This window comes from Noviluteimonas lactosilytica (assembly GCF_020866925.1).
Lineage (GTDB): Bacteria > Pseudomonadota > Gammaproteobacteria > Xanthomonadales > Xanthomonadaceae > Noviluteimonas > Noviluteimonas lactosilytica.
In genome coordinates this window covers 1,449,905-1,468,499 of sequence record NZ_JAJGAK010000001.1, presented here as the reverse complement: position 1 = coordinate 1,468,499, position 18,595 = coordinate 1,449,905, and the positions used below count along the sequence as shown (strand labels likewise).

Sequence of the window (18,595 nt, the reverse complement as noted above, 5' to 3'; positions counted from 1 at the left end):
GGTGTCTTGTCGTCACTGCATCGGCAGATCGCCGCGCGCGTTGCCGCGCAGCACGCGCAGCACGAGGCGCTGCGGAGCCTGCGCGAAACTGGCGCGGAACCCGCCCAGGTCGCTGAATTCGCCGCTGGTGGCGGCGAGCACCACGTCGTCCTTCTTCAGGCCATTCTGCGCCGCGCGACTGCCGCGCGCGACATTGCTGACCAGCACGCCGCCCAGGCCCGACTGCTTCAGGCGTTCGGGCAACTCGGCGAACGTGGCGCCGGCCAGGCGCGTATCGAGCACCGCGCCATCGTAGGAACGCGGTTGCTCGCGCAGGGGGGCCTTCAACTTGAGCGGCGTGGCGCCGCGGCGCACGTCGAGTTCCACTTCGCTGCCGACTGCCTGCAGGCCTTCGAAGTTGTGCAACGCCTCGCGGCTGTCCATGCGCTGGCCGTTGGCCGACAGCACGACGTCGCCGACCTGCACGCCGGCCGCGGCGGCGGGCGAGTTCGGATACACGCGCGTCACCACGGTGCCGCGCGCGGCGTCGAGGCCGAGCCCCTGCGCGAGCTTGTCGTCGACCGTCTGCGTTTCCATGCCGAGCGAGCCGCGGCGCACCTCGCCCGTGTCGGCGAGCTGGCGCATCACGTTGCCGGCGAGGTTGGTCGGGATCGCGAAACCGATGCCGATGTCGCCCGCGCGACTGCCCTGCGGATTGAACGTGGCGGTGTTGATCCCCACCAATTCACCACGCAGGTTGACCAGCGCGCCGCCCGAATTGCCCGGGTTGATGGACGCATCGGTCTGGATGAAGTTCTGGTATCCCATCCCCGGCAAACCGCTGCGGCCCACGGCCGACACGATCCCCGAGGTCACCGTCTGGCTGAAGCCGAACGGATTGCCGACCGCGACGACGAAGTCGCCCACGCGCAGCTGGTCCGAGTTGGCCACCGGCAACGCGACGAGGTTGTCGGCCTGGATCTTCATCAGCGCGACGTCGGTGTCCGGATCGGAGCCGACGAACGTCGCCGGGAACGTGCGCCCGTCCGACAGCGTCACCGACACCTCGTCCGCGCCTTCGATCACGTGGTGGTTGGTCAGCACCAGGCCCTTGGCCGCATCGACGACCACGCCCGAACCCAGCGACTGGTTGATGCGTTCCTGCGGCACCTGCGGGAACAGGCGGCGGAACATCGGGTCGTCGGCGAAGGGATTGCGGATCCGCACGCGCTGCTTGGTGTGCACGCTGACCACGGCCGGCGTCACCCGCTGCAGCATCGGCGCGAGCGAGGGCAGCATCTGGCCGTCGACCGCGGCGGGCAGGGTCGCCATCGCGGGCACGGCGGTGGCCGCGGGCGGCTCGGCCTTCGCGGGCGCGTCGAGGCCTTCGCGGATCGCGGTCGCGGCGAAGCCGCCGAACGCAGCGGCGATCGACAAAGCGGCGATGGTCTTCAGGGGTGCGTGGCGCATCGGTTTCATTGTCGTGAAGTGAAAAGGGAATGCCGTGTGAAATCGCATCGGCGTGTCATTGAATCAAGTGGATGTTGAACATGGCCGGACGCGTCGCACGACCGCGTTTCTGCAGCCCCGCGACGCCCGTCAGCACACCTGCGGAAATTTGCGCAAGCCCGTTGACAGCCTCAGGCGGCGGGGCGTAGCTTGGCCCTCCGTTCGCCACAATATGTAGTGGTGGCGAATTGTGAAGGGCCTGAATGTTGTGTTCCACGACGTTTCATTCAGTCCCCAGTCACAGGCACGGAGCGTGACCGGAATCCCGGTTACGGCAGGGGAAAACCAGAGTTCGGCGGTGGCAGGGAGCGTGCCTTCATGGCGACGTTTCCACTGCTTTCCGTGGAACCGGACCCGACGCCGCGCCGGCAACACACAACGAGAACCGGGCACGACCCGGCCACGACGAGGAGAAGGAGCAGCATGAGCACGGTGCGCCTCGAGGCGGTCAAGATGGACAACGCGGGTCAGGAAATTCCGATGCAGCCGGCCTCGGCGGACATCTGGGACAAGAAGTACAGGCTGAAGACCAAGGGCGGCGAAGCGATCGACGCCGACATCGACGGCACCTACCAGCGCGTCGCCAAGGCGCTGGCCGAAGCCGAACCGACCGCCGAAAAGCAGAAGTACTGGAACGAGCGCTTCACCTGGGCACTGCGCCGCGGGGCGATCCCGGCTGGCCGCATCACGTCCAACGCCGGCGCGCTCGAACACAAGCCCGCCACCTCGACGATCAACTGCACGGTGTCCGGCACCATCGAAGACTCGATGGACGGCATCCTCGACAAGGTCCACGAAGCGGGCCTGACGCTGAAGGCCGGCTGCGGCATCGGCTACGAATTCTCGACGCTGCGCCCGCGCGGCGCGTTCGTCGCGGGCGCCGGCGCCTACACGTCGGGCCCGATGTCCTTCATGGATATCTACGACAAGATGTGCTTCACCGTCTCGTCGGCCGGCGGTCGCCGCGGCGCGCAGATGGGCACGTTCGACGTGTCGCATCCCGACGTGAAGGACTTCATCCGCGCCAAGCGCGAAGACGGTCGCCTGCGCCAGTTCAACCTGTCGCTGCTGATCACCGACGGCTTCATGGACGCGGTCGAGCACGACGGCGACTGGCCGCTCGTGTTCCCGATCAACGAGAAGGAACAGGGCGACCTCGACATCAACGACGCCGAGCAGGTCGTGTGGCGCGAGTGGCCGACCCACCGCAACTACATCACCCGCGACGACGGCCTGGTCGCCTGCAAGATCTACGGCCACATCCGCGCGCGGCACCTGTGGGACATGATCATGGTCTCGACGTACGACTACGCCGAGCCGGGCTTCATCCTGATCGACCGCGTCAACGAGATGAACAACAACTGGTGGTGCGAGAGCATCCGCGCGACCAACCCGTGCGGCGAGCAGCCGCTGCCGCCGTACGGCGCGTGCCTGCTGGGCTCGGTGAACCTCACCAAGTTCGTGCGCAACCCCTTCACCGACCAGGCCGAGTTCGACTGGGAGGAATACAAGGAAGTGGTGCGCGTGTTCACCCGCATGCTCGACAACGTGGTCGAAGTGAACGGCCTGCCGTTGCAGCAGCAGCGCGACGAGATCATGAAGAAGCGCCGTCACGGCATGGGCTTCCTCGGCCTGGGCAGCACGATGACGATGCTGCGCATGAAGTACGGCTCGAAGGAGTCGTGCGAGTTCACCGAGCGCATCGCCCGCGACATGGCGGTGGCCGGCTGGGAAATGGGCCTGTCGCTGGCGAAGGAAAAGGGCCCGGCGCCGATCATGGAACAGCGCTTCGAAGTCACCGCCGAGATGCTGCGCAAGCGCCCGGAAATGGTGCGCGACGGCTGGAAGGCCGGCCAGGAAATCGAAGGCAAGGTCCTGCACGCCAAGTACTCGCGCTACATGCAGCGCGTGGCCGAAGTCGCGCCGGAGCTGGTGGACGAACTCGCCGAAGTCGGCGCGCGCTTCACCCACCACTCCTCGATCGCGCCGACCGGCACGATCTCGCTGTCGCTGGCCAACAACGCGTCCAACGGCATCGAGCCCTCGTTCGCGCACCACTACAGCCGCAACGTGATCCGCGAAGGCAAGAAGACGAAGGAGAAGGTGGACGTCTACTCCTACGAGCTGCTCGCCTACCGCGAACTCGTCAACGCGAAGGCCATGCCGTTCGCCGACGACGCCGCGGCCAAGCTGCCGGAGTACTTCATCTCCGCGGATGACATCACGCCGAAGGAACACGTCGACGTGCAGGCCGCCGCGCAGAAGTGGGTGGACTCCTCGATCTCCAAGACGGCCAACGTCCCCACGGACTACCCGTACGAAGACTTCAAGGACATCTACCGCTACGCCCACCAGCAGGGCCTGAAGGGCTGCACGACCTTCCGCTTCAACCCGGCCGCCTTCCAGGGCGTGCTGGTCAAGGAAGCCGACCTCGAGAACACGACCTACCGCTTCGAGCTCGAAGACGGCAGCGTCCTGGAGGTCAAGGGCAACGAGCAGATCGAGTACGACGGCGAGATGCACACCGCCGCCAACCTCTTCGACGCCCTGAAGGAAGGCTATTACGGGAAGTTCTGACGGGCCCGCCTCGACCACTTGTTCACGCATCGCGCAGGTATAGGATCGCGTTGTTCCACCAACTTCCCCATTCGGAGGGGCAAATGAGCAACGGCAACGGGGTCACGGCGACCCTTTCCAACGCCGCCGACACGGTGGTCGAGACCGCGAAGTCCGTCGCCAAGCGCGCGGGCAAGGCGGTGTCGGGCGCGAAGAAGACGGCGAGCAAGGCGAGCAAGGCTGCGAAGAAGGCGGTGACCAAGGCGAAGAAGCGCCTGGCGACTGCAAGCGCCGCAGCGAAGAAGGAAGCCGCGGTGCTGAAGCGCAAGGTCGCGGGCAAGAAGGCCGCGGCCAAGCGTGCGGCGAAGAAGGCGACGCGTTCGGCAGCGGGCAAGAAGGCTGCTTCGACGCGGGCAGCGAAGAAGACCGCCCGCAAGGTCGCCGCGAAGAAGGGCGCCGCCAAGCGTGCAGTGAAGAAGACTGCGCGGAAGGCAACGCGGAAAGTCGCGTCGACGAAGCGCGCGGTGAAGAAGGCGGTCAAGAAGGCCAACCGCAGCGTCGCCGCCCGCAAGGGCGCGGCCAAGCGCGCGACCAGGAAGACCGCGCGCAAGACGACGGCCCGCAAGGGCGCGGCGAAGAAGACGGCGCGCAAGTCCACCGCACGCAAGACCGCCCGCAAGTCGGCGTAAGCAACACCGTCCCCTCCTGGCGACAGGAGGGGACTTCGCAACACCGAACACACACAACAACTAGATCAGCACGTAAGGGATCCGCCATGGCCGTCAAAATCGACAAGAAGATCAAGGGCTACGCCGTCGTCACGCCGGAAGACAAGGCGCGCGAAGCGAAAGCCGAGGCCGTGGCACGCGCGACCGTCGAATCGGAACTGCCGACGGCCGACGTGATCCAGATGCACGAGCGCATCGAGCGCCCGGAAGTGCTGATCGGCAGCACCTACAAGATCAAGTCGCCGCTGGTCGAACACGCCATGTACGTGACGATCAACGACATCGTGCTCAACGCCGGCACCGAGCACGAACTGCGCCGCCCGTTCGAAATCTTCATCAACTCCAAGTCGATGGAGCATTTCCAGTGGATCGTCGCGCTCACGCGCATCATGTCGGCCGTGTTCCGCAAGGGCGGCGACGTGACGTTCCTGGTGGAAGAGATGAAGGCCGTGTTCGATCCGCGTGGTGGGTACTTCAAGGCTGGTGGCGTGTATATGCCGTCGCTGGTGGCGGAGCTGGGCGCGATCGTCGAGGACCACCTCAAGTCGATCGGGCTGATTCATGATCCGGAGATGAGTGCTGCGCAGCGGGCGTTGATTGCCGAGAAGCGCGCGGCTTACGAGAATCGCGGGTCAAAAAAAAACAGTGAAGTGAGCCTGGGGGTTGCTACGGGCTCGGATGCGCGCACGGAAGAAGTGATCGAAGTGACTGGGGATGGTGCGAGTTTCCCGCCCAGCGCGACGATGTGCCACAAGTGTTCGACGAAGGCTGTGGTGATCATGGATGGGTGTGCGACTTGCTTGAATTGTGGTTACAGCAAGTGCGGGTGAGCCAGTGAAGAAGACAATCTTTGTCGCCTTCGCAATCGAGGATGAGCGTCAGCGCGATTTTCTCAAAGGACAGTCATTCCTGACCAAGTGTCCGTTTGAGTTCATCGACATGTCGGTCAGGGAAGCGTACGAATCCGATTGGAAATCGAAGGTCACTACCAGGATTCGGCGATCCGATGGCGTGATTGCGCTTATCAGTAAGAACTCGCTTTCGTCTTCGGGGCAGCGACGGGAAATCGAATGTGCGAGGGCGGAACGTAAGCCGGTTCTCTTCATGTGGGCCTACACGATCGATCGGACCGTTCCGACTGGCACCTCGCCAGTCGCGTGGAGCTGGCCCACGATCTCGAACTTCATCGATCGGGTGTAGAGATGGCAGAGCCAGAGATAGATCGCCAAGAGCTCTTCAACGAGATTCAAGAAGGGCAGGTTTATCCGCACAACGACAAGTGGTATTCGCACCTTCTCGATCAGTACAAGCTTTACGTCGAGATGGCGGACAGAATTAGCGCGCGTAGAGCGACGGCCAATTCGTACTTTCTGAGCGTAAACTCGGCCATCTTGGCTTTTGTTGGCTACCTCACGTCAAAGGGCTCGGACGACTTCCTCTGGCTCTTGGCAGTAGCCGGTGTGACGCTGGCCTATTTTTGGCGCGCGCTGATTCAGTCTTACAAGAATCTCAACACCGCGAAGTGGCTTGTCGTCCACAGGATTGAGAAGCGGCTTCCTATCAGTCCTTATGACGCAGAATGGGACGCCATGGGGCGCGGGAAGAATCCAAAACTCTACCGGCCGCTGACGCACATTGAAGTGGCCGTGCCGATTGTTTTCATGGTCCTGCATGCGTTCGTTTTCTTGAGAACATTTCCGTACTGGCCAACGATCTGCGTTGCGGCGTAACAGCGCGGGCATCCTAAGGAAGGGCGATGGGAGATTCAGGACAAGCGTCACCGGGTGTTGCGGATCCCGTTATTTCGAGCGGTAATGCTCCGCTTGTCTTCATTAGTCACGACCACCGAGATGCTGCGCTCGCCGAAGCATTCAGCAAACTGCTGAAGAGTGTTAGCGCAGGCATGATCAAGTGTTTTCGTTCCTCTGATCGAAAGACTGCGGATGGCATTGATTTCGGCGAGGAGTGGTACAAGCGCTTGATGGATCGTCTTCAGGCGACGTCCGATGTAATCTGTCTCTTTACCGAGCGCAGCTTGGACAGGCCATGGCTTCTCTTCGAGGCGGGCGTTGCGAAGGGGAAACTTGATACCCCCGTCGTCGGAATCGCACTCGGCGTTCCACTGAGCCGGGTAAGCGCTGGACCTTTCTACCAGTTCCAAAACATGGATGACGGCGAAGAGGATTTGACCAAGCTTGTGTATCAGCTTGCGCGCCGCGTGCCAGGGCTGGAGTTGGACTCGGATGTTGTCAGAGTCCAAGTACAAGCATTCAAGACCTCGGAAGCGAGCATTCTCAAGTCGCTAGCCGACGCGGGCGCTGCAAAGAAGTCGACGGAAAGGGAGGAGAACTCCGTCGCCAAGATCATCGAAGAACTTAAAACTCTTCCATCGCGAGTCGCAGAGCGCCTCGATCCCTCAGAGCACTCGCGTCGAAAAGCGAACCGGCGCGTTCACCCCATGATGCTTAACGAGATAGTGCGTGCGTCACGCGATCCCGCGGACCCAACGCCACTACTTCTCGTCGCCGGCTTGATCAAGGACGAATTGCCCTGGCTCCACGAGCTGGTGATGAATGCATATCGTGCTGCTAGCTCCGGCGATGCCAAAGCGATAGGGGGCGAAATGAAGCGTCTCGTGAATGCCAAAGACTTTCTGGCGAATACAACCATCATGAATGACCTGATCACGTCGCACGAGCAATACATGCTTGCGATGGAGGTTCCGGAGATGGTTGAGTGGATGCTCCGTCGGATTAACGCTGAAAGGGTTTCCCGGAAGCCATCGGCGAAGAAGACATAGGAGAGACGCTGTTGAAGGTCTTTATTTCGCACAAGCAGGAAGATGCCGCCGCAGCGCAGCGCGTGGCCCATCGACTGAAGGCACAGCATTCGATCGAATGCTATCTCGACGTAATTGACCCCTACGTGGGTGGCTCTGTCGAAAGGCTCGCGGACCACATTCGTGCAGAAATGGGGAAATGCACACAGCTCCTGGCAGTCGTGTCAACCAATACCGCGTATTCGCAATGGGTTCCTTGGGAGATCGGCGTGGCTACCGAGAAGGACTTCCCTCTCGCTACGTATGCCGCAGACGGGGCTATGACGCCTGAGTTCTTGAGGAAGTGGCCGTACCTAAAGAACGAACAAGACCTGGATGCGTACGCGAGGGTGTCAAAGCAAGCGAGCGCAGTTTTTGCAGGACATCGTCGCGTATTGAATGAGTCGCTGGCGCGGTCTTACGCCACGAAGGATTTCTACAGAGACCTCCGCCGTGCTCTTGGTCAATAGTCGGTGTCCCTAACCACTCCTAACGACGCCTACTTCAAGAGCCGCCGCGCCTTGATGGTCGCAAGCGGCCTGCTTGCCCTAGCTGTCTTTGTGGGCATTGAGCCAGCTGAGTCGAACAGTTCTTCGACCATTTTCTCTCTCAAACTCACATCGCCCGACAAGATTCAAGTGATCTTTGCGGTTGTCCTTGCGTACACGATTTGGCAACTCTGGGCGGCGTGGTTAACTCAAACGCCCGAGGTGCGCGCGTTTCCAATTAACAAGTTCGACGTCCGCCTGTCGTTTACGGTGGCTTTGCTGTCTTTGGTCTGCTTCTTCTGGCCGACATTCAGCGGGTGGGCTACCTTTCTGGTGAATCGAGCGTCGGCCGCAGCAAGCGAGCGATCGCAAGAGGCCATCAGTCTGCTTTCGGCAGCGATTTCGGTGCTAGTCGCGCTAATGGCCCTTCTGCGCTCAAACGCAGCGGTTTCCGCGCGCATTCGAGTGAAGCGACGCTTGGAGGACAGCGTCCTAGAGAAGCTGCTCGTCTCTGGAAGTTGGGAGCTGGTCTTCAACCCAACGAGGAAGTCCGGCTCGAAGATCATCTCGTTTCTTGTAGATGGGCGGATAGGCGAAGGAAGAAACGCGAACGAATATGGCTGGAGGGTTAGGGACGGAACACTCGAGATACTCAATGAGATGGGCGCGGTCTTTAGCAGATTTCGTGAGGTCGGCGGTCATTTGGAACATACGAACGACGAGGACACGCTCTCACTTCGTCACCAACTTATTGTTCCGCGCCGCTCGTCAACGGAGTAGCTATTCGAGGGTGTCAGAAACTTTCTGTGCAGGGCCTGCTCTGATGTTCCAAGGAGAGGTCGATGCGCAAGAAGAAGGGAATGGCCGGCGAGATGCCGCCGAAGGTCAGGATTCCGCGTGAGCTGCTGGAGCAACTCGTCACGGGCTCGATGACGCCGGAAGCGTTGGATTCGATGTTCCGCGATTTCAAGAAGGCGTTCTTGGAGCGGGCGTTGAACGCCGAACTGGACGTGCACCTGGAAGCCGACGTCGGCGGAGGCAACCCCCGCAACGGAAGCAGTGCGAAGACGGTCCTCACCGACGAGGGCGCCGTGCGGCTGGACGTGCCACGCGATCGCGGGTACGTACCTTGCACACAAAACATCTGAAACGCCCTGACACGTCCCATCAGCACAACGAAGACGTCGACCAACGTCTCCTGACCAATCACCGACCTAACGGAGGGCGTTCTCCAACGTCTCCCAACACGTCGCCGACCCACCCCAAGACGCCACCAAACGTCTCCCGACACGTCATCCACGCACCCGAAGGCGTCACTCAACGTCTCCCGACTCGTCGCCAACCCACCCGAAGACGTCACCCAACGACTCGCGACACGTCGCCGACCCAATCGAAGACGTCACCCAACGTCTCCCGACACGCCGCCAACCCACTCGAAGACGTCACCGAACGTCTCCCGACACGCGCCCAACGTCTCCTCAGGCATCGCCGTCCCGTCGCAAGACGCCCCGCATTCCTCATGAGATCCCTAACGCATTGCCCCACGGCACAATTTCCTTCCGTCCCGAGTAAGCGAAGACTCCGTCCCACAGTCACGACGGAAGTTTCGTATGAAGCAGCAAGACCTAGTCTCGATGATCGTCAACGAGGAGCTGCAGGCCGCGCTCCTCTCGCACATCACGCAGATGCGCCAGGCGTTGCCTGGCCTGCTGTCGCTCACCGGCGACGAGCGCCGTTCGCTACAGTTGATGGGCCCCGCGAGCGAGAACTTCGGCCGCCTCGGGTTGGTGACGGGCAAGCAGAACCTCGACCTGCTGCCGCGGGGCCTCGACATGGACGCGGCGCTCGCCGACCTCGAAGCGCGCGACAACCTCATCCCTGTGCTCAAGGCGCTGCTGCAACTCGCCGAGGAGCTCGACGACACCATCGCCGCGCTCGGCAGCGACGTCATGGTCGTCGCCAACATGGTGTACGGGCAGTTGAAGGCGCACGGCGGCAACGCGGGCCTCGACGACGCGCTGAAGGAGATGAGCCTCCGCCATCGCAAGCGCAGCAAGAAGTCAGAAAAACCTGAAGGCGAATCCGCCGAGTAACGCGACGCATCCTTCGGATCGTGCGCTCGCGTCTGGTTCCTTCTGCTTGGGGCGCGGGCGCACGATCCACTTCGGAGTTTCAAAGCTCCTCCGTGAGTTGGTGTCGCATCAAACGCATGTCCTCTGCGTCGGGAGGGGGCGAATACAACACCTCGCAAGAGGAAATCAGTCCACCGTCTCACGGCGGTCTTTGAACCTCCCGACATCTTGCGCCACCCCGGCGCAAGGTCCATTCCGAATCGGAAGGAGGTTGCCATGTCCCTGCAATCCGACGCGCCGCGCGCGTCCACCGTCTTCGCCATCACCGAAGCCGCGCACACCGAACTGGTGCAACTGCGCGACCACCTGCGCCTGATGGCGCAACTCACCGCCGTCGGCACCAACGCTAGCCGCCACGACGCGCGCCTGCGCCCCGACGCACTCGCCTGGAACTTCTCGCGCATGGCGAAAGAGCTCGACGGGATCGTTGCGTCATCGTCGTTCTCGACGCAGCTTGTCGACGCTTACGACAGCGCTCACAAGAATCGAAAGGGCCGCGCCGCACCCAAGTCTTGACGCATGACGAATCAAGGCGCTTTCCGCCGGATGTCGCAGATTCGCGTGGGAGCGCGTTGGTAGAGTCACTGCCAATTCGTCCGCCAAACCGGAGGTGCGACATGCGCGATACGTACGGCGGTTTCTGATGGCAACGCGCGACCCGTTTCGGCGGGCAGCTGCGTAGGGGGCGATGGGCGAATCACTGGCCGCATCACACTGGAGGACACGACATGATCGAACGACTTGCCAAGCTGGAACAACGCCTGGATAGCGTGTTGCCGATGCTATGCACGAAAGCGGACCTGGAGAGCTTGCGAGCGGACGTGCATCGTGGGCTAAGCGAAATAAAGAAGTGGATGATCACCACGATATTCGCGCTGCTGATCGGCCTCTGCACGATCGGCAATTTCATTTGGAACAGCGTACGCGCGATGGTCGTGGACGCGCGCTTGGTTGCATCGAGCGAGCCAGCCACATCAAGCGCACGGCCAATTGGATGAAGAGCGAAAGCAACATGAAGTCGTGGACGATCGGCACATCAGTCGTTCTGGTCGCCGCCGTGTTCATTGCAGGCACCCTGCTGGCGAATCGCGTGGATGCGATCGTCAGGAGCCTGCAGAACGCATCCAGCCAACAGGCCGCACCCAGTCAACCAGCCGCACCGATCATCATCCTCTTGCCGTCTCCGCCTATGCGGGCAGCGATTGAGCGAACGCCATCCAGCGTCGCCCATGGCAAGCAGGAAACACCCATTCGCCCATAGGACAAGTGGCGGCGCTGTGTCTGTTTCTTCTCCGCGCACCGACGCGATGCCGATGTGGCAATGCGCGCGACCGATTGACGTGTCGACTCGGGTAAAGTCCGCGCCCGATCACAATGGTGAGGCGCATGCATGGATTGGGAAGACGAATTGCCGGAGTTGCCACCGGAAGCTTTCACCGACGAGCACGCCTGCGCGGTGAACGAAGCCTGGCTCAAGAAGGCCAGCCGAACCGAACAGGTTGCCGCGCTCGTGCAATGGTTCGGTGCGCGCTTCTGCGATCCCGCGGAGGATGCGCCCTACACGAGTTCGGAGGGCAGCTATCTCTGGGTCCACGGCGGTCCCTACGAGGCTGGAGACCAGATCGGCGATCAGTTCCGCGGGCTTGTGGAGGAAGCCGTGATCGAGCGTGCCGTCGAAGTCGTGGAAGGCGACGGCATCTATCAGTGGGCGCCGACCGAACTCACCTACTACGACGACTTCTTCGACGCCGAAGTCGACGCCCGCACCGAGCCCATGCAGCGCCTCGAGGCGACGCTCGGCAGGTTGCAGGGCGTTCTGTCGCTCCAGGGCGACGATGCTGTTCGCAACGTCGCGCGTCAGTTGGCTTATGCGGGCGCGATGTCGGCTCTCGACACATTCCTGCGCGAAACGATGTCCTACTGGGTCGATCATTCGGAGGACACCGTTCGCAACCTCGTCGCCGGCCATCCCGGTTTCAAGGACCGCAAGATCTCGCTCGGGAAGCTCTTCGAGCTTTACGACGCGTTGCGTGCCGAGGTTAAAGCGCACATGCAGGCGATGGCTTGGCATCGGCCGACCGAGGTCGCTCCCATGTTCAGTCACGGACTGGGCGTCACGCTGGGCTACACCGGTTTCGATGCAGACGTGAAGAAGCGATACGACCTCGTGCATCGCTCGGGCCGGGGCATCGACGGCAGCGCAGTCACCGTCACCGACGCGGATATCGCGAACCTGGCCGAACGCGTCCTGGCCTTCGCCAAGGAAGTGGAGGCGAAAATCGAGAAGGCGCAAAGCGGCGAGTGAGCCTTGACGCATGACGAATCAAGGCGCTTTCCGCCGAATGTCGCAGATTGGCTCGAGGACGCCTTGCTAGAGTCGCGCTACCCATTTCGGTGGGTAGCTGCTCAGGGGCTGGGCACGCATTACTGGCCAAATCACACCGGAGGACAGCGACATGATCGAGCGGCTTGCCAAGTTGGAACAACGCCTGGACAGCGTGTTGCCAACGCTATGCACGAAGGCGGACATGGAGAGCGTACGAGCCGACGTCCATCGTGGGATCAGTGAAATGCATCGTGGAATCAGTGAAATGCATCGCGGCTTGGGGGACATGAAGAAGTGGATGATCGCCACGATCTTCGCCCTGCTCATCGGCCTCTTCACGATAGGCAACTTCATGTGGAACGGTATTCGCACGATGGCGTGAGTCAGGGACGCGCTGATCGCACGCGTCGCTACCGCCCCTCTCCCCGATACCAACGCTCTCGGCGTTCGGTGCACCAACGGTCTCCCTCCCATCCGGCGCGCCGTTGACGCCGAACGCAGCGAGTAACGCCGATACCCCTGTTCACCGAAGTCGACGCATCGCGCGTGGCCCGCGCACACCGGCGGTGGCGTTTTCGCCGGTAACAGCCGTCCAGGGAGGGGTGCCATGCGTCGTCGTTGCCTGCCGGTGTGCGTTGCCATTGCGTTGTTGTCCGGCCTGCCATCGGTGGCGATGGCGCAGGCGGATCTGTACGTCGCCGATCGGCCCGCCGACACCGGCGTGGAGCCGAACACGGATCCCTCGCCGATGTGGCTGTCCGAGGACATCTGGATTCGCACGACGCCCGATCCCGCGTATCTGCCGGACCCCTACACCCTGGCGTCGCCGACATGGACGCCCGCGGCGCACCAGAATCCGGAATATCGCGATCCGCGTTACGGCATTCCAAACTACGTGTACGTGCGCGTTCGCAACCGCGGCGATGCGGCTTCGACCGGCAACGAAACCTTGCAGCTGTATTGGTCGAAGGCGTCCACGGGCCTGTCATGGCCCGCGAGCTGGGCGAACAACTATGGCCCCGTGTGTGGCGTGGATCGCATGCTCGGCGCCGAGATCACCAAGCCGCGCAAGAACGTCGCGAACGCGACAGACGATGAGCGCACGCAATACATCAACGCGTTCAAGAAGCTCGGTTCAGATCCGGCGTTCGCGTTGCTGTCCAGCTACAACTACTGGACGAAGCAGCAACACGTGCATGCGCTGACGCCCGAGCACAAGAACCCGGCGTTCCTGCCATGGCATCGCGAGTTCATCAATCGCCTGGAGGTCCTGCTGCAGGAAGCGGATCCGCGTGTGCGCCTGATGTATTGGCAATGGCGGCAGGATCCGACCAACACGACCGGCACCAATCCCGGTTCCAATCTCTTCGTGCCCACATTTATGGGGGCCTCCGGCCGCGGAACGTCCGGCGTGTCGATGGGATCCACGATGACGGCGCTCCAGCCGATCGGGTGGTCTGCCCCCGCGGTCGGGGTGGTCAGGCAACTGAGTCCCGCTACCGCCAGCATCGGCACGGAAACCGACGCGACCATCGTCGGGCGGTCGGCGTATCGCAGCACGACGGCTTCCACGAACTTCAGCGACCAACTCGAGCGCCCCAGCCACGACAACGCGCACGTCTACATGGGCGGTGGGCCAACAATCGGGGTGGGTGACATCGGAGAGATCGACCTTTCGACGCGCGATCCGTTCTTCTTCCTGCTCCACGGCAAGGTCGACGAGCGGTGGGCGAACTGGCAACGCGCGAATCCCGCGCGCACCAAACTCGCCACGGCCTACGGCACCGCCTCCACGGATCCGGCGATCACCGCGCCGGTGCATCCGTGGGATGGCCTGCTGCGCTCGGGCGCCACGGCGATGGATCCGTGGACGTCGGGCACCGGCTTCATCGTCAGCAAGACCAACTTCGACCGTTCGATCCTCTCGCCGCCGATCTACGACAGCGCACCGCTGCGCATTCCCGCGCTGGCGCCCGGGCAGGCGGTCGTGCTGGAAATCCCGTGGTATCCGCCGAATCCCAACAACTACGCGTGCCTGGGCGACATGCGCCACTTCTGCCTGCTCTCGCGCGTCGTACAGGACATCACCACGCCCGAAACCAGCGACGTCAACGCCAACGTGCGCAATAACAACAACCTGGCGTGGAAGAACATCGAGATCGTCGACGACTTCAGCGGTGCGATGGCCATGATGTCGATGCTGGTCGCCAACGACACGGAGGCGTCGATGACGACGGTCTTGCAGTTGCGCGAACCCGCCAATCGCCAGGTCCGCCTCGGCGACCACGTGCAGGCGATCCACGTCGGCTTGCCCGCGGAAATATTCAAACGCATGGAGACGCGCGGGCAGAAGCATCAACGCTTCAAGCGTTCGAATCTCGAACGTCGCTTGCAGGGAAAGGGTTCGCCCAGCCTCGTGCCGCGCGACACGATCTTCTTGCAGCTGCACGATGGAGAAGCGACGTTGCCCGACGTCGAATTGAAACCGGGCGAGCGCTTCCCGCTGTTCGTCGTGTTCGAACTGAAACCCGACTACAAGCCGACGCGCGAGTTGTTGAAGTTCGACGTGGTGCAACGGCGCAATGATCCGAACGGAGGTGTGGACGTGGGCGGCGTGCAGGCGCAGCTCGATCTGTCGGCGTTGCACCTGGTGAAGGAACGCGGGCAATGGCGCGTCGCACCTGGCGTCGTGAAAGGCGAGTGGTATTCGCCGCGCTTCGACGATGCGCAATGGCGTGAAGCACCGGCGCCGTTCGGCTTCGGGAGCGATCTCGAAACGCGGTCGGGCGTGGTTCCGGGCGCGAAGGCCGCGTACTTTCGCAAGGTGTTCGACGTGCAGGATCCACGTTTCCTGCGCGACCTGACGCTGCGGCTACGCGCCGATGCGCCCACCGTCGTCTACCTCAATGGCCGCGAAGTGCATCGCACCGAGCGCCGCGCGACGGGCGCGGCCGAGAACGCGTTCTTCCCGGTGAAGCTGCCGGTGGAGTTGCTGCGGGCCGGGACGAACGTCATTGCAGCGGAAGTGCGCGGGGCGGATGGCAAGGACACCGCCCTCGTGTTCGACGCCGCGCTGCTCGCCAATCGCGCGGACTCGGCGGAAGCGCCCACCGTGCGCATCGGCGTGGACGAAGTCCTGGTGCGCGCAGGGAAACCCGCGAAGCTCGGCGTCGACGCCGTCGATCCCGATGGTCGCGTGCGAAAGGTGACGTTCTTCGTCGATGGGCAGGAAGTCGGCAGCGCGGAAGGCCCGAACGCCGCGTTCGAATGGACACCGCGCGAGGGTGCGCAACGCCTGCGCGCCGTGGCCGAAGACGACGCGGGTCGCAGGACCATCGAGGAGCGCGAAGTCGTGGGCGTGCAGAACCTCCCGCCGAAGGTGCGCATGCAAGCGCGCCCCGGCGCGTCGCCCGGCACGACGGTGCTGTCGGCGGAGGCCATCGATGACGATGGTCGCATCCGACAGGTGGAGTTCTTCGTCGCGCAGGGCACGCGATTCGACGCGCCGTTCGAATCGGCCGGCATCGCGACGCAGGCGCCGTTCGAAGTGACCGTCGAACTGCCGCCGGGCGAGCACCGCATCGTGACCGCGGAAGCGACCGACGACGGCGGCGAGGTCGGCGTTGCCAGCACGCACGTCGACGGGGACGGACATCACTGACGTCGACGCGGGAGAACAGGGACGTTCGACGGGACTAGACTCCACGCCATGGCCAAGACCGTCCCGACCGACGCAAGCGTCGACGCGTACATCGCCGCGCTCCCCGACGCCGAACGCCGCGCCGACTGCGGGACGCTGGTGGCGATGATGTCGCGTGCGACCGGTCACCCCGCGCGAATGTGGGGCACGAGCATCGTCGGGTTCGATCGCTACGCGTACAAATACGACAGCGGCCATGCCGGCGAGACGTGCGTCGCGGGCTTCGCATCGCGCAAGCCGGACCTGGCCATCTACCTCGTCCCCGATTTACCGGGGCAGGCGGCGCTGCTCGCGAAACTCGGCAAGCACAAGATGGGCAAGTCCTGCTTGTCCGTGCGGCGGTTGGCCGATGTCGATGTCGGCGTGCTCGAACGGCTTGTAGTTGAATCGGTGCAGGAAACCCGGGCTCGATACTGCAGCACGCACGACGCGTAGAACCTCACTTCGCGTCGTCGTCCACGCGATGCAGGAACTTCAGCAACCCCGCGAAGTAGGCGTCCTGGTCGTCGTAGAACGCGCAGTGACTCCCGTTCGGCAGATACAGGTAGTCGCCCTTCGGCAGCTTCTCGCTCATCATCTCCATGTACTTCGGATCCATCGTGTCGTAGCGCGCGCCGATGACGAGCGTGGGCACGGTGATCTTCGACAGATCCTCGGTGCGGTCCCAGTCGGCGAGGATGCCGCTCGCGCCGAGTTCGCTCGGGCCCTGCATCGGCACGTACACCTTCTTGTTGAGGTGCTTCATGAAGCTGCGCACGACGGGCTCGGGCCATTCGGAGATCGGGCGGCGCAGGACGTGGTGTTCGTAGTGCGGGATCAGGAGTTCCTCGAAGCGCGGGTTCGCGTAGTCCCTGGCGGCGTCGAGCTGCTTGAGTTCAGCGAGCGCGGCGGGATCGAGCTCGGGCATCAACACGTCGCTCGCGTATTTGTTGTACGCGGGGATGCTCGACACCATGTTCGAGATCACCAGGCCCTTGAGGTGGTCCTGGTGCTTGAGCGCGTACTCCATCGCGAGGATGCCGCCCCACGAGTGGCCGAGCAGGTAGAAGTTGTCCTTGTCGAGGCCGAGCGCGATGCGCACCTGTTCGACTTCTTCGACGAAGCGATCGGTCGTCAGCAGCTTCGGGTCGTCGGGCTGGTCGCTGTAGTACGAACCGAGCTGGTCGTAGTAGTAGTACTCGACGCCGTCGGCGGGCAGGAAGCTGTCGAACGCCTCGAACGCTTCATGCGTGGCGCCCGGGCCGCCGTGCAACAACAGAACCTTGATGCGCGGGTTGTTGCCGACGCGCTTGGTCCAGACCTTGAACTCGCCAACGGGTGTCTTGATCGGAATCATGCGGACGCCGCCTTGCCAGGCATCGGCGCGGCCGTCGCGTGCGTGGTACTGCGCGAGCGGGGGTGGATCGGCCGCCATCGCGGCGGGCATGGCGAACAGGCCGAGCGACAACGCGAACAGGAAGCGACGCATGGCGATCTCTGCAAGCGGGCGTTCGGCGGAGTCTAGCGCCGATCTCGCCCGCTGCGCGGCAGCTGCTTTTCCTCCGCCTTGAGGCGTCGCTCGACTCGACGCACGTCCTCGCCGGGCGGCAACGCCTCGGGCCGGATGTTGCGATCGGTGAGGATCCTCCGCACGTCTTCGTTGTTGCGGACATGCTCCGTGGTGATGTCGGGCTCGCCGCGCAGGTCTTGCTGTTTCACCTGCATGTGGGTGACTTCGTTCGCGAAGTCTTTCGCCTTGATGGTGATGGTGGGCAGGAAGTCGGCGAGCGGTCGGCTGTCGGGCACCCCCAGCCGATCCTTCATGTCCTGCGTATTCGACCCGCCAAACAAGGCCTGGTCGCCTTTGCTGAGGATGCGACCGAAGCCCGTTGAATCGATGCCGCGCTCGAACAGCGCACTCGACAGTGCCTTCTGCGACAGCGACAACTGGCTGCGCGCCTGCACACGTTCGAACTCCGCGATGCGCTTCTCGACGATCTCCTGCTTGCGCGTTTGCACCGCGAAGTAGTTCATCGCGAAGGCAATCTCCGGTTTGCGTGGGTCGCCGTTCTGCGCGATCAGGTAGCAGGCGTAGCGCGTCAGGGCGATATCACGCACTTGCCGCGCGGCGCCGCTCCCCAGGTCGACCATTTTGCTGGCGTCAGCAAAATGGTCCTCGACGCATCCACCAGTTGCTTTGCACGCCGTCCGCGCGTCGTCCAGCGCGCGCTCGAAGTTGCGCCACTGCGAATACCCCAGCAGAGACTGCAGCTCCCGGGCCAGCCAATACTCCACGTCGCCCTCGACATGCACCGCCTCTTCAAAGTTGCGATGCAGGCTGGCGATCAGCTCCTTCTTCATTGCGCGCTCCATCCGGTGT

Annotated in this window: 19 protein-coding genes and 1 pseudogene; 17 read left to right on the top strand and 3 right to left on the bottom strand. The window is 63.0% G+C overall.

The features are described 5' to 3' along the window. Positions 1 to 12: 12 nt before the first annotated feature. Positions 13 to 1,449 (bottom strand): Do family serine endopeptidase, encoded by a 1,437-nt coding sequence (locus LK996_RS07090; RefSeq protein ID WP_230526421.1) that lies wholly within the window; start codon positions 1,447 to 1,449, stop codon positions 13 to 15. Between the two features lie 462 nt (positions 1,450 to 1,911). On the opposite strand from LK996_RS07090, the gene LK996_RS07085 reads away from it, so the two are divergent. The 17 genes and pseudogenes from LK996_RS07085 (at position 1,912) to LK996_RS07010 (ending at position 16,671) form a co-directional block, all read left to right on the top strand. Beyond that, positions 1,912 to 4,065, top strand: a complete 2,154-nt coding sequence (locus LK996_RS07085) for an adenosylcobalamin-dependent ribonucleoside-diphosphate reductase (RefSeq protein ID WP_230526420.1) — start codon at positions 1,912 to 1,914, stop codon at positions 4,063 to 4,065. A gap of 83 nt (positions 4,066 to 4,148) precedes the next feature. Further along, a complete protein-coding gene (locus LK996_RS07080; protein WP_230526419.1) occupies positions 4,149 to 4,733 on the top strand; it encodes a hypothetical protein in 585 nt (194 codons plus the stop codon). An 86-nt stretch (positions 4,734 to 4,819) separates the two neighbouring features. Beyond that, complete coding sequence (locus LK996_RS07075) at positions 4,820 to 5,602, top strand: TSCPD domain-containing protein (RefSeq protein ID WP_230526418.1); 783 nt, start codon at positions 4,820 to 4,822, stop codon at positions 5,600 to 5,602. Between the two features lie 4 nt (positions 5,603 to 5,606). After that, positions 5,607 to 5,972: a TIR domain-containing protein gene (locus tag LK996_RS07070; protein ID WP_230526417.1), complete on the top strand. Its 366-nt coding sequence runs from the start codon at positions 5,607 to 5,609 to the stop codon at positions 5,970 to 5,972. 2 nt (positions 5,973 to 5,974) lie between these two features. Next, positions 5,975 to 6,502 (top strand): RipA family octameric membrane protein, encoded by a 528-nt coding sequence (locus tag LK996_RS07065; RefSeq protein WP_230526416.1) that lies wholly within the window; start codon positions 5,975 to 5,977, stop codon positions 6,500 to 6,502. A 26-nt stretch (positions 6,503 to 6,528) separates the two neighbouring features. Further along, complete coding sequence (locus LK996_RS07060) at positions 6,529 to 7,572, top strand: toll/interleukin-1 receptor domain-containing protein (protein WP_230526415.1); 1,044 nt, start codon at positions 6,529 to 6,531, stop codon at positions 7,570 to 7,572. Positions 7,573 to 7,583: 11 nt separating this feature from the next. After that, positions 7,584 to 8,060, top strand: coding sequence for a toll/interleukin-1 receptor domain-containing protein (locus LK996_RS16750; RefSeq protein ID WP_425493711.1), 477 nt, complete (start codon positions 7,584 to 7,586; stop codon positions 8,058 to 8,060). Between the two features lie 3 nt (positions 8,061 to 8,063). Then, complete coding sequence (locus LK996_RS07055) at positions 8,064 to 8,858, top strand: hypothetical protein (RefSeq protein WP_230526414.1); 795 nt, start codon at positions 8,064 to 8,066, stop codon at positions 8,856 to 8,858. Between the two features lie 62 nt (positions 8,859 to 8,920). Then, positions 8,921 to 9,196, top strand: a pseudogene (locus tag LK996_RS16575) (transposase); the annotation flags it as partial. A gap of 492 nt (positions 9,197 to 9,688) precedes the next feature. Next, entirely contained in the window at positions 9,689 to 10,171 is a 483-nt protein-coding gene (locus tag LK996_RS07045) for a hypothetical protein (RefSeq protein ID WP_230526413.1), read from the top strand. A gap of 255 nt (positions 10,172 to 10,426) precedes the next feature. Then, the gene (locus LK996_RS07040) at positions 10,427 to 10,726 is read left to right on the top strand and encodes an XAC0095 family protein (protein WP_230526412.1); all 300 of its coding nucleotides are present in this window, start codon (positions 10,427 to 10,429) and stop codon (positions 10,724 to 10,726) included. 212 nt (positions 10,727 to 10,938) lie between these two features. Beyond that, positions 10,939 to 11,208 (top strand): hypothetical protein, encoded by a 270-nt coding sequence (locus LK996_RS07035; protein WP_230526411.1) that lies wholly within the window; start codon positions 10,939 to 10,941, stop codon positions 11,206 to 11,208. Continuing rightward, positions 11,205 to 11,471 carry a hypothetical protein gene (locus LK996_RS07030; RefSeq protein WP_230526410.1) on the top strand — a complete coding sequence of 89 codons (267 nt, stop codon included), beginning with the start codon at positions 11,205 to 11,207 and terminating at the stop codon, positions 11,469 to 11,471. Before LK996_RS07035 ends, LK996_RS07030 begins: the two co-directional genes overlap by 4 nt. Before the next feature lie 195 nt (positions 11,472 to 11,666). Next, positions 11,667 to 12,515, top strand: coding sequence for a hypothetical protein (locus LK996_RS07025; protein ID WP_230526409.1), 849 nt, complete (start codon positions 11,667 to 11,669; stop codon positions 12,513 to 12,515). A 151-nt stretch (positions 12,516 to 12,666) separates the two neighbouring features. Further along, complete coding sequence (locus LK996_RS07020) at positions 12,667 to 12,918, top strand: hypothetical protein (protein ID WP_230526408.1); 252 nt, start codon at positions 12,667 to 12,669, stop codon at positions 12,916 to 12,918. Positions 12,919 to 13,143: 225 nt separating this feature from the next. Further along, entirely contained in the window at positions 13,144 to 16,197 is a 3,054-nt protein-coding gene (locus LK996_RS07015) for a tyrosinase family protein (RefSeq protein ID WP_230526407.1), read from the top strand. 48 nt (positions 16,198 to 16,245) lie between these two features. Further along, complete coding sequence (locus LK996_RS07010; RefSeq protein WP_230526406.1) at positions 16,246 to 16,671, top strand: DUF1801 domain-containing protein; 426 nt, start codon at positions 16,246 to 16,248, stop codon at positions 16,669 to 16,671. Positions 16,672 to 16,675: 4 nt separating this feature from the next. Here the strand turns inward: LK996_RS07010 and LK996_RS07005 are convergent, their stop codons facing one another. Together LK996_RS07005 and dinD are read right to left on the bottom strand one after the other, a co-directional pair. Beyond that, the gene (locus LK996_RS07005; protein WP_230526405.1) at positions 16,676 to 17,704 is read right to left on the bottom strand and encodes a proline iminopeptidase-family hydrolase; all 1,029 of its coding nucleotides are present in this window, start codon (positions 17,702 to 17,704) and stop codon (positions 16,676 to 16,678) included. 32 nt (positions 17,705 to 17,736) lie between these two features. Continuing rightward, positions 17,737 to 18,576, bottom strand: coding sequence for a DNA damage-inducible protein D (gene dinD, locus LK996_RS07000; RefSeq protein WP_230526404.1), 840 nt, complete (start codon positions 18,574 to 18,576; stop codon positions 17,737 to 17,739). Positions 18,577 to 18,595: the final 19 nt, after the last annotated feature.

Excerpts from the sequence above, each read along its gene's own strand:
- LK996_RS07090 (WP_230526421.1), bottom strand. The coding sequence starts at position 1,449 with ATGCGCCACGCACCCCTGAAGACCATCGCCGCTTTGTCGATCGCCGCT.
- LK996_RS07085 (WP_230526420.1), top strand. The coding sequence starts at position 1,912 with ATGAGCACGGTGCGCCTCGAGGCGGTCAAGATGGACAACGCGGGTCAG.
- LK996_RS07080 (WP_230526419.1), top strand. The coding sequence starts at position 4,149 with ATGAGCAACGGCAACGGGGTCACGGCGACCCTTTCCAACGCCGCCGAC.
- LK996_RS07075 (WP_230526418.1), top strand. The coding sequence starts at position 4,820 with ATGGCCGTCAAAATCGACAAGAAGATCAAGGGCTACGCCGTCGTCACG.
- LK996_RS07065 (WP_230526416.1), top strand. The coding sequence starts at position 5,975 with ATGGCAGAGCCAGAGATAGATCGCCAAGAGCTCTTCAACGAGATTCAA.
- LK996_RS07060 (WP_230526415.1), top strand. The coding sequence starts at position 6,529 with ATGGGAGATTCAGGACAAGCGTCACCGGGTGTTGCGGATCCCGTTATT.
- LK996_RS07045 (WP_230526413.1), top strand. The coding sequence starts at position 9,689 with ATGAAGCAGCAAGACCTAGTCTCGATGATCGTCAACGAGGAGCTGCAG.
- LK996_RS07040 (WP_230526412.1), top strand. The coding sequence starts at position 10,427 with ATGTCCCTGCAATCCGACGCGCCGCGCGCGTCCACCGTCTTCGCCATC.
- LK996_RS07035 (WP_230526411.1), top strand. The coding sequence starts at position 10,939 with ATGATCGAACGACTTGCCAAGCTGGAACAACGCCTGGATAGCGTGTTG.
- LK996_RS07030 (WP_230526410.1), top strand. The coding sequence starts at position 11,205 with ATGAAGAGCGAAAGCAACATGAAGTCGTGGACGATCGGCACATCAGTC.
- LK996_RS07020 (WP_230526408.1), top strand. The coding sequence starts at position 12,667 with ATGATCGAGCGGCTTGCCAAGTTGGAACAACGCCTGGACAGCGTGTTG.
- LK996_RS07015 (WP_230526407.1), top strand. The coding sequence starts at position 13,144 with ATGCGTCGTCGTTGCCTGCCGGTGTGCGTTGCCATTGCGTTGTTGTCC.
- LK996_RS07010 (WP_230526406.1), top strand. The coding sequence starts at position 16,246 with ATGGCCAAGACCGTCCCGACCGACGCAAGCGTCGACGCGTACATCGCC.
- LK996_RS07005 (WP_230526405.1), bottom strand. The coding sequence starts at position 17,704 with ATGCGTCGCTTCCTGTTCGCGTTGTCGCTCGGCCTGTTCGCCATGCCC.
- dinD (WP_230526404.1), bottom strand. The coding sequence starts at position 18,576 with ATGAAGAAGGAGCTGATCGCCAGCCTGCATCGCAACTTTGAAGAGGCG.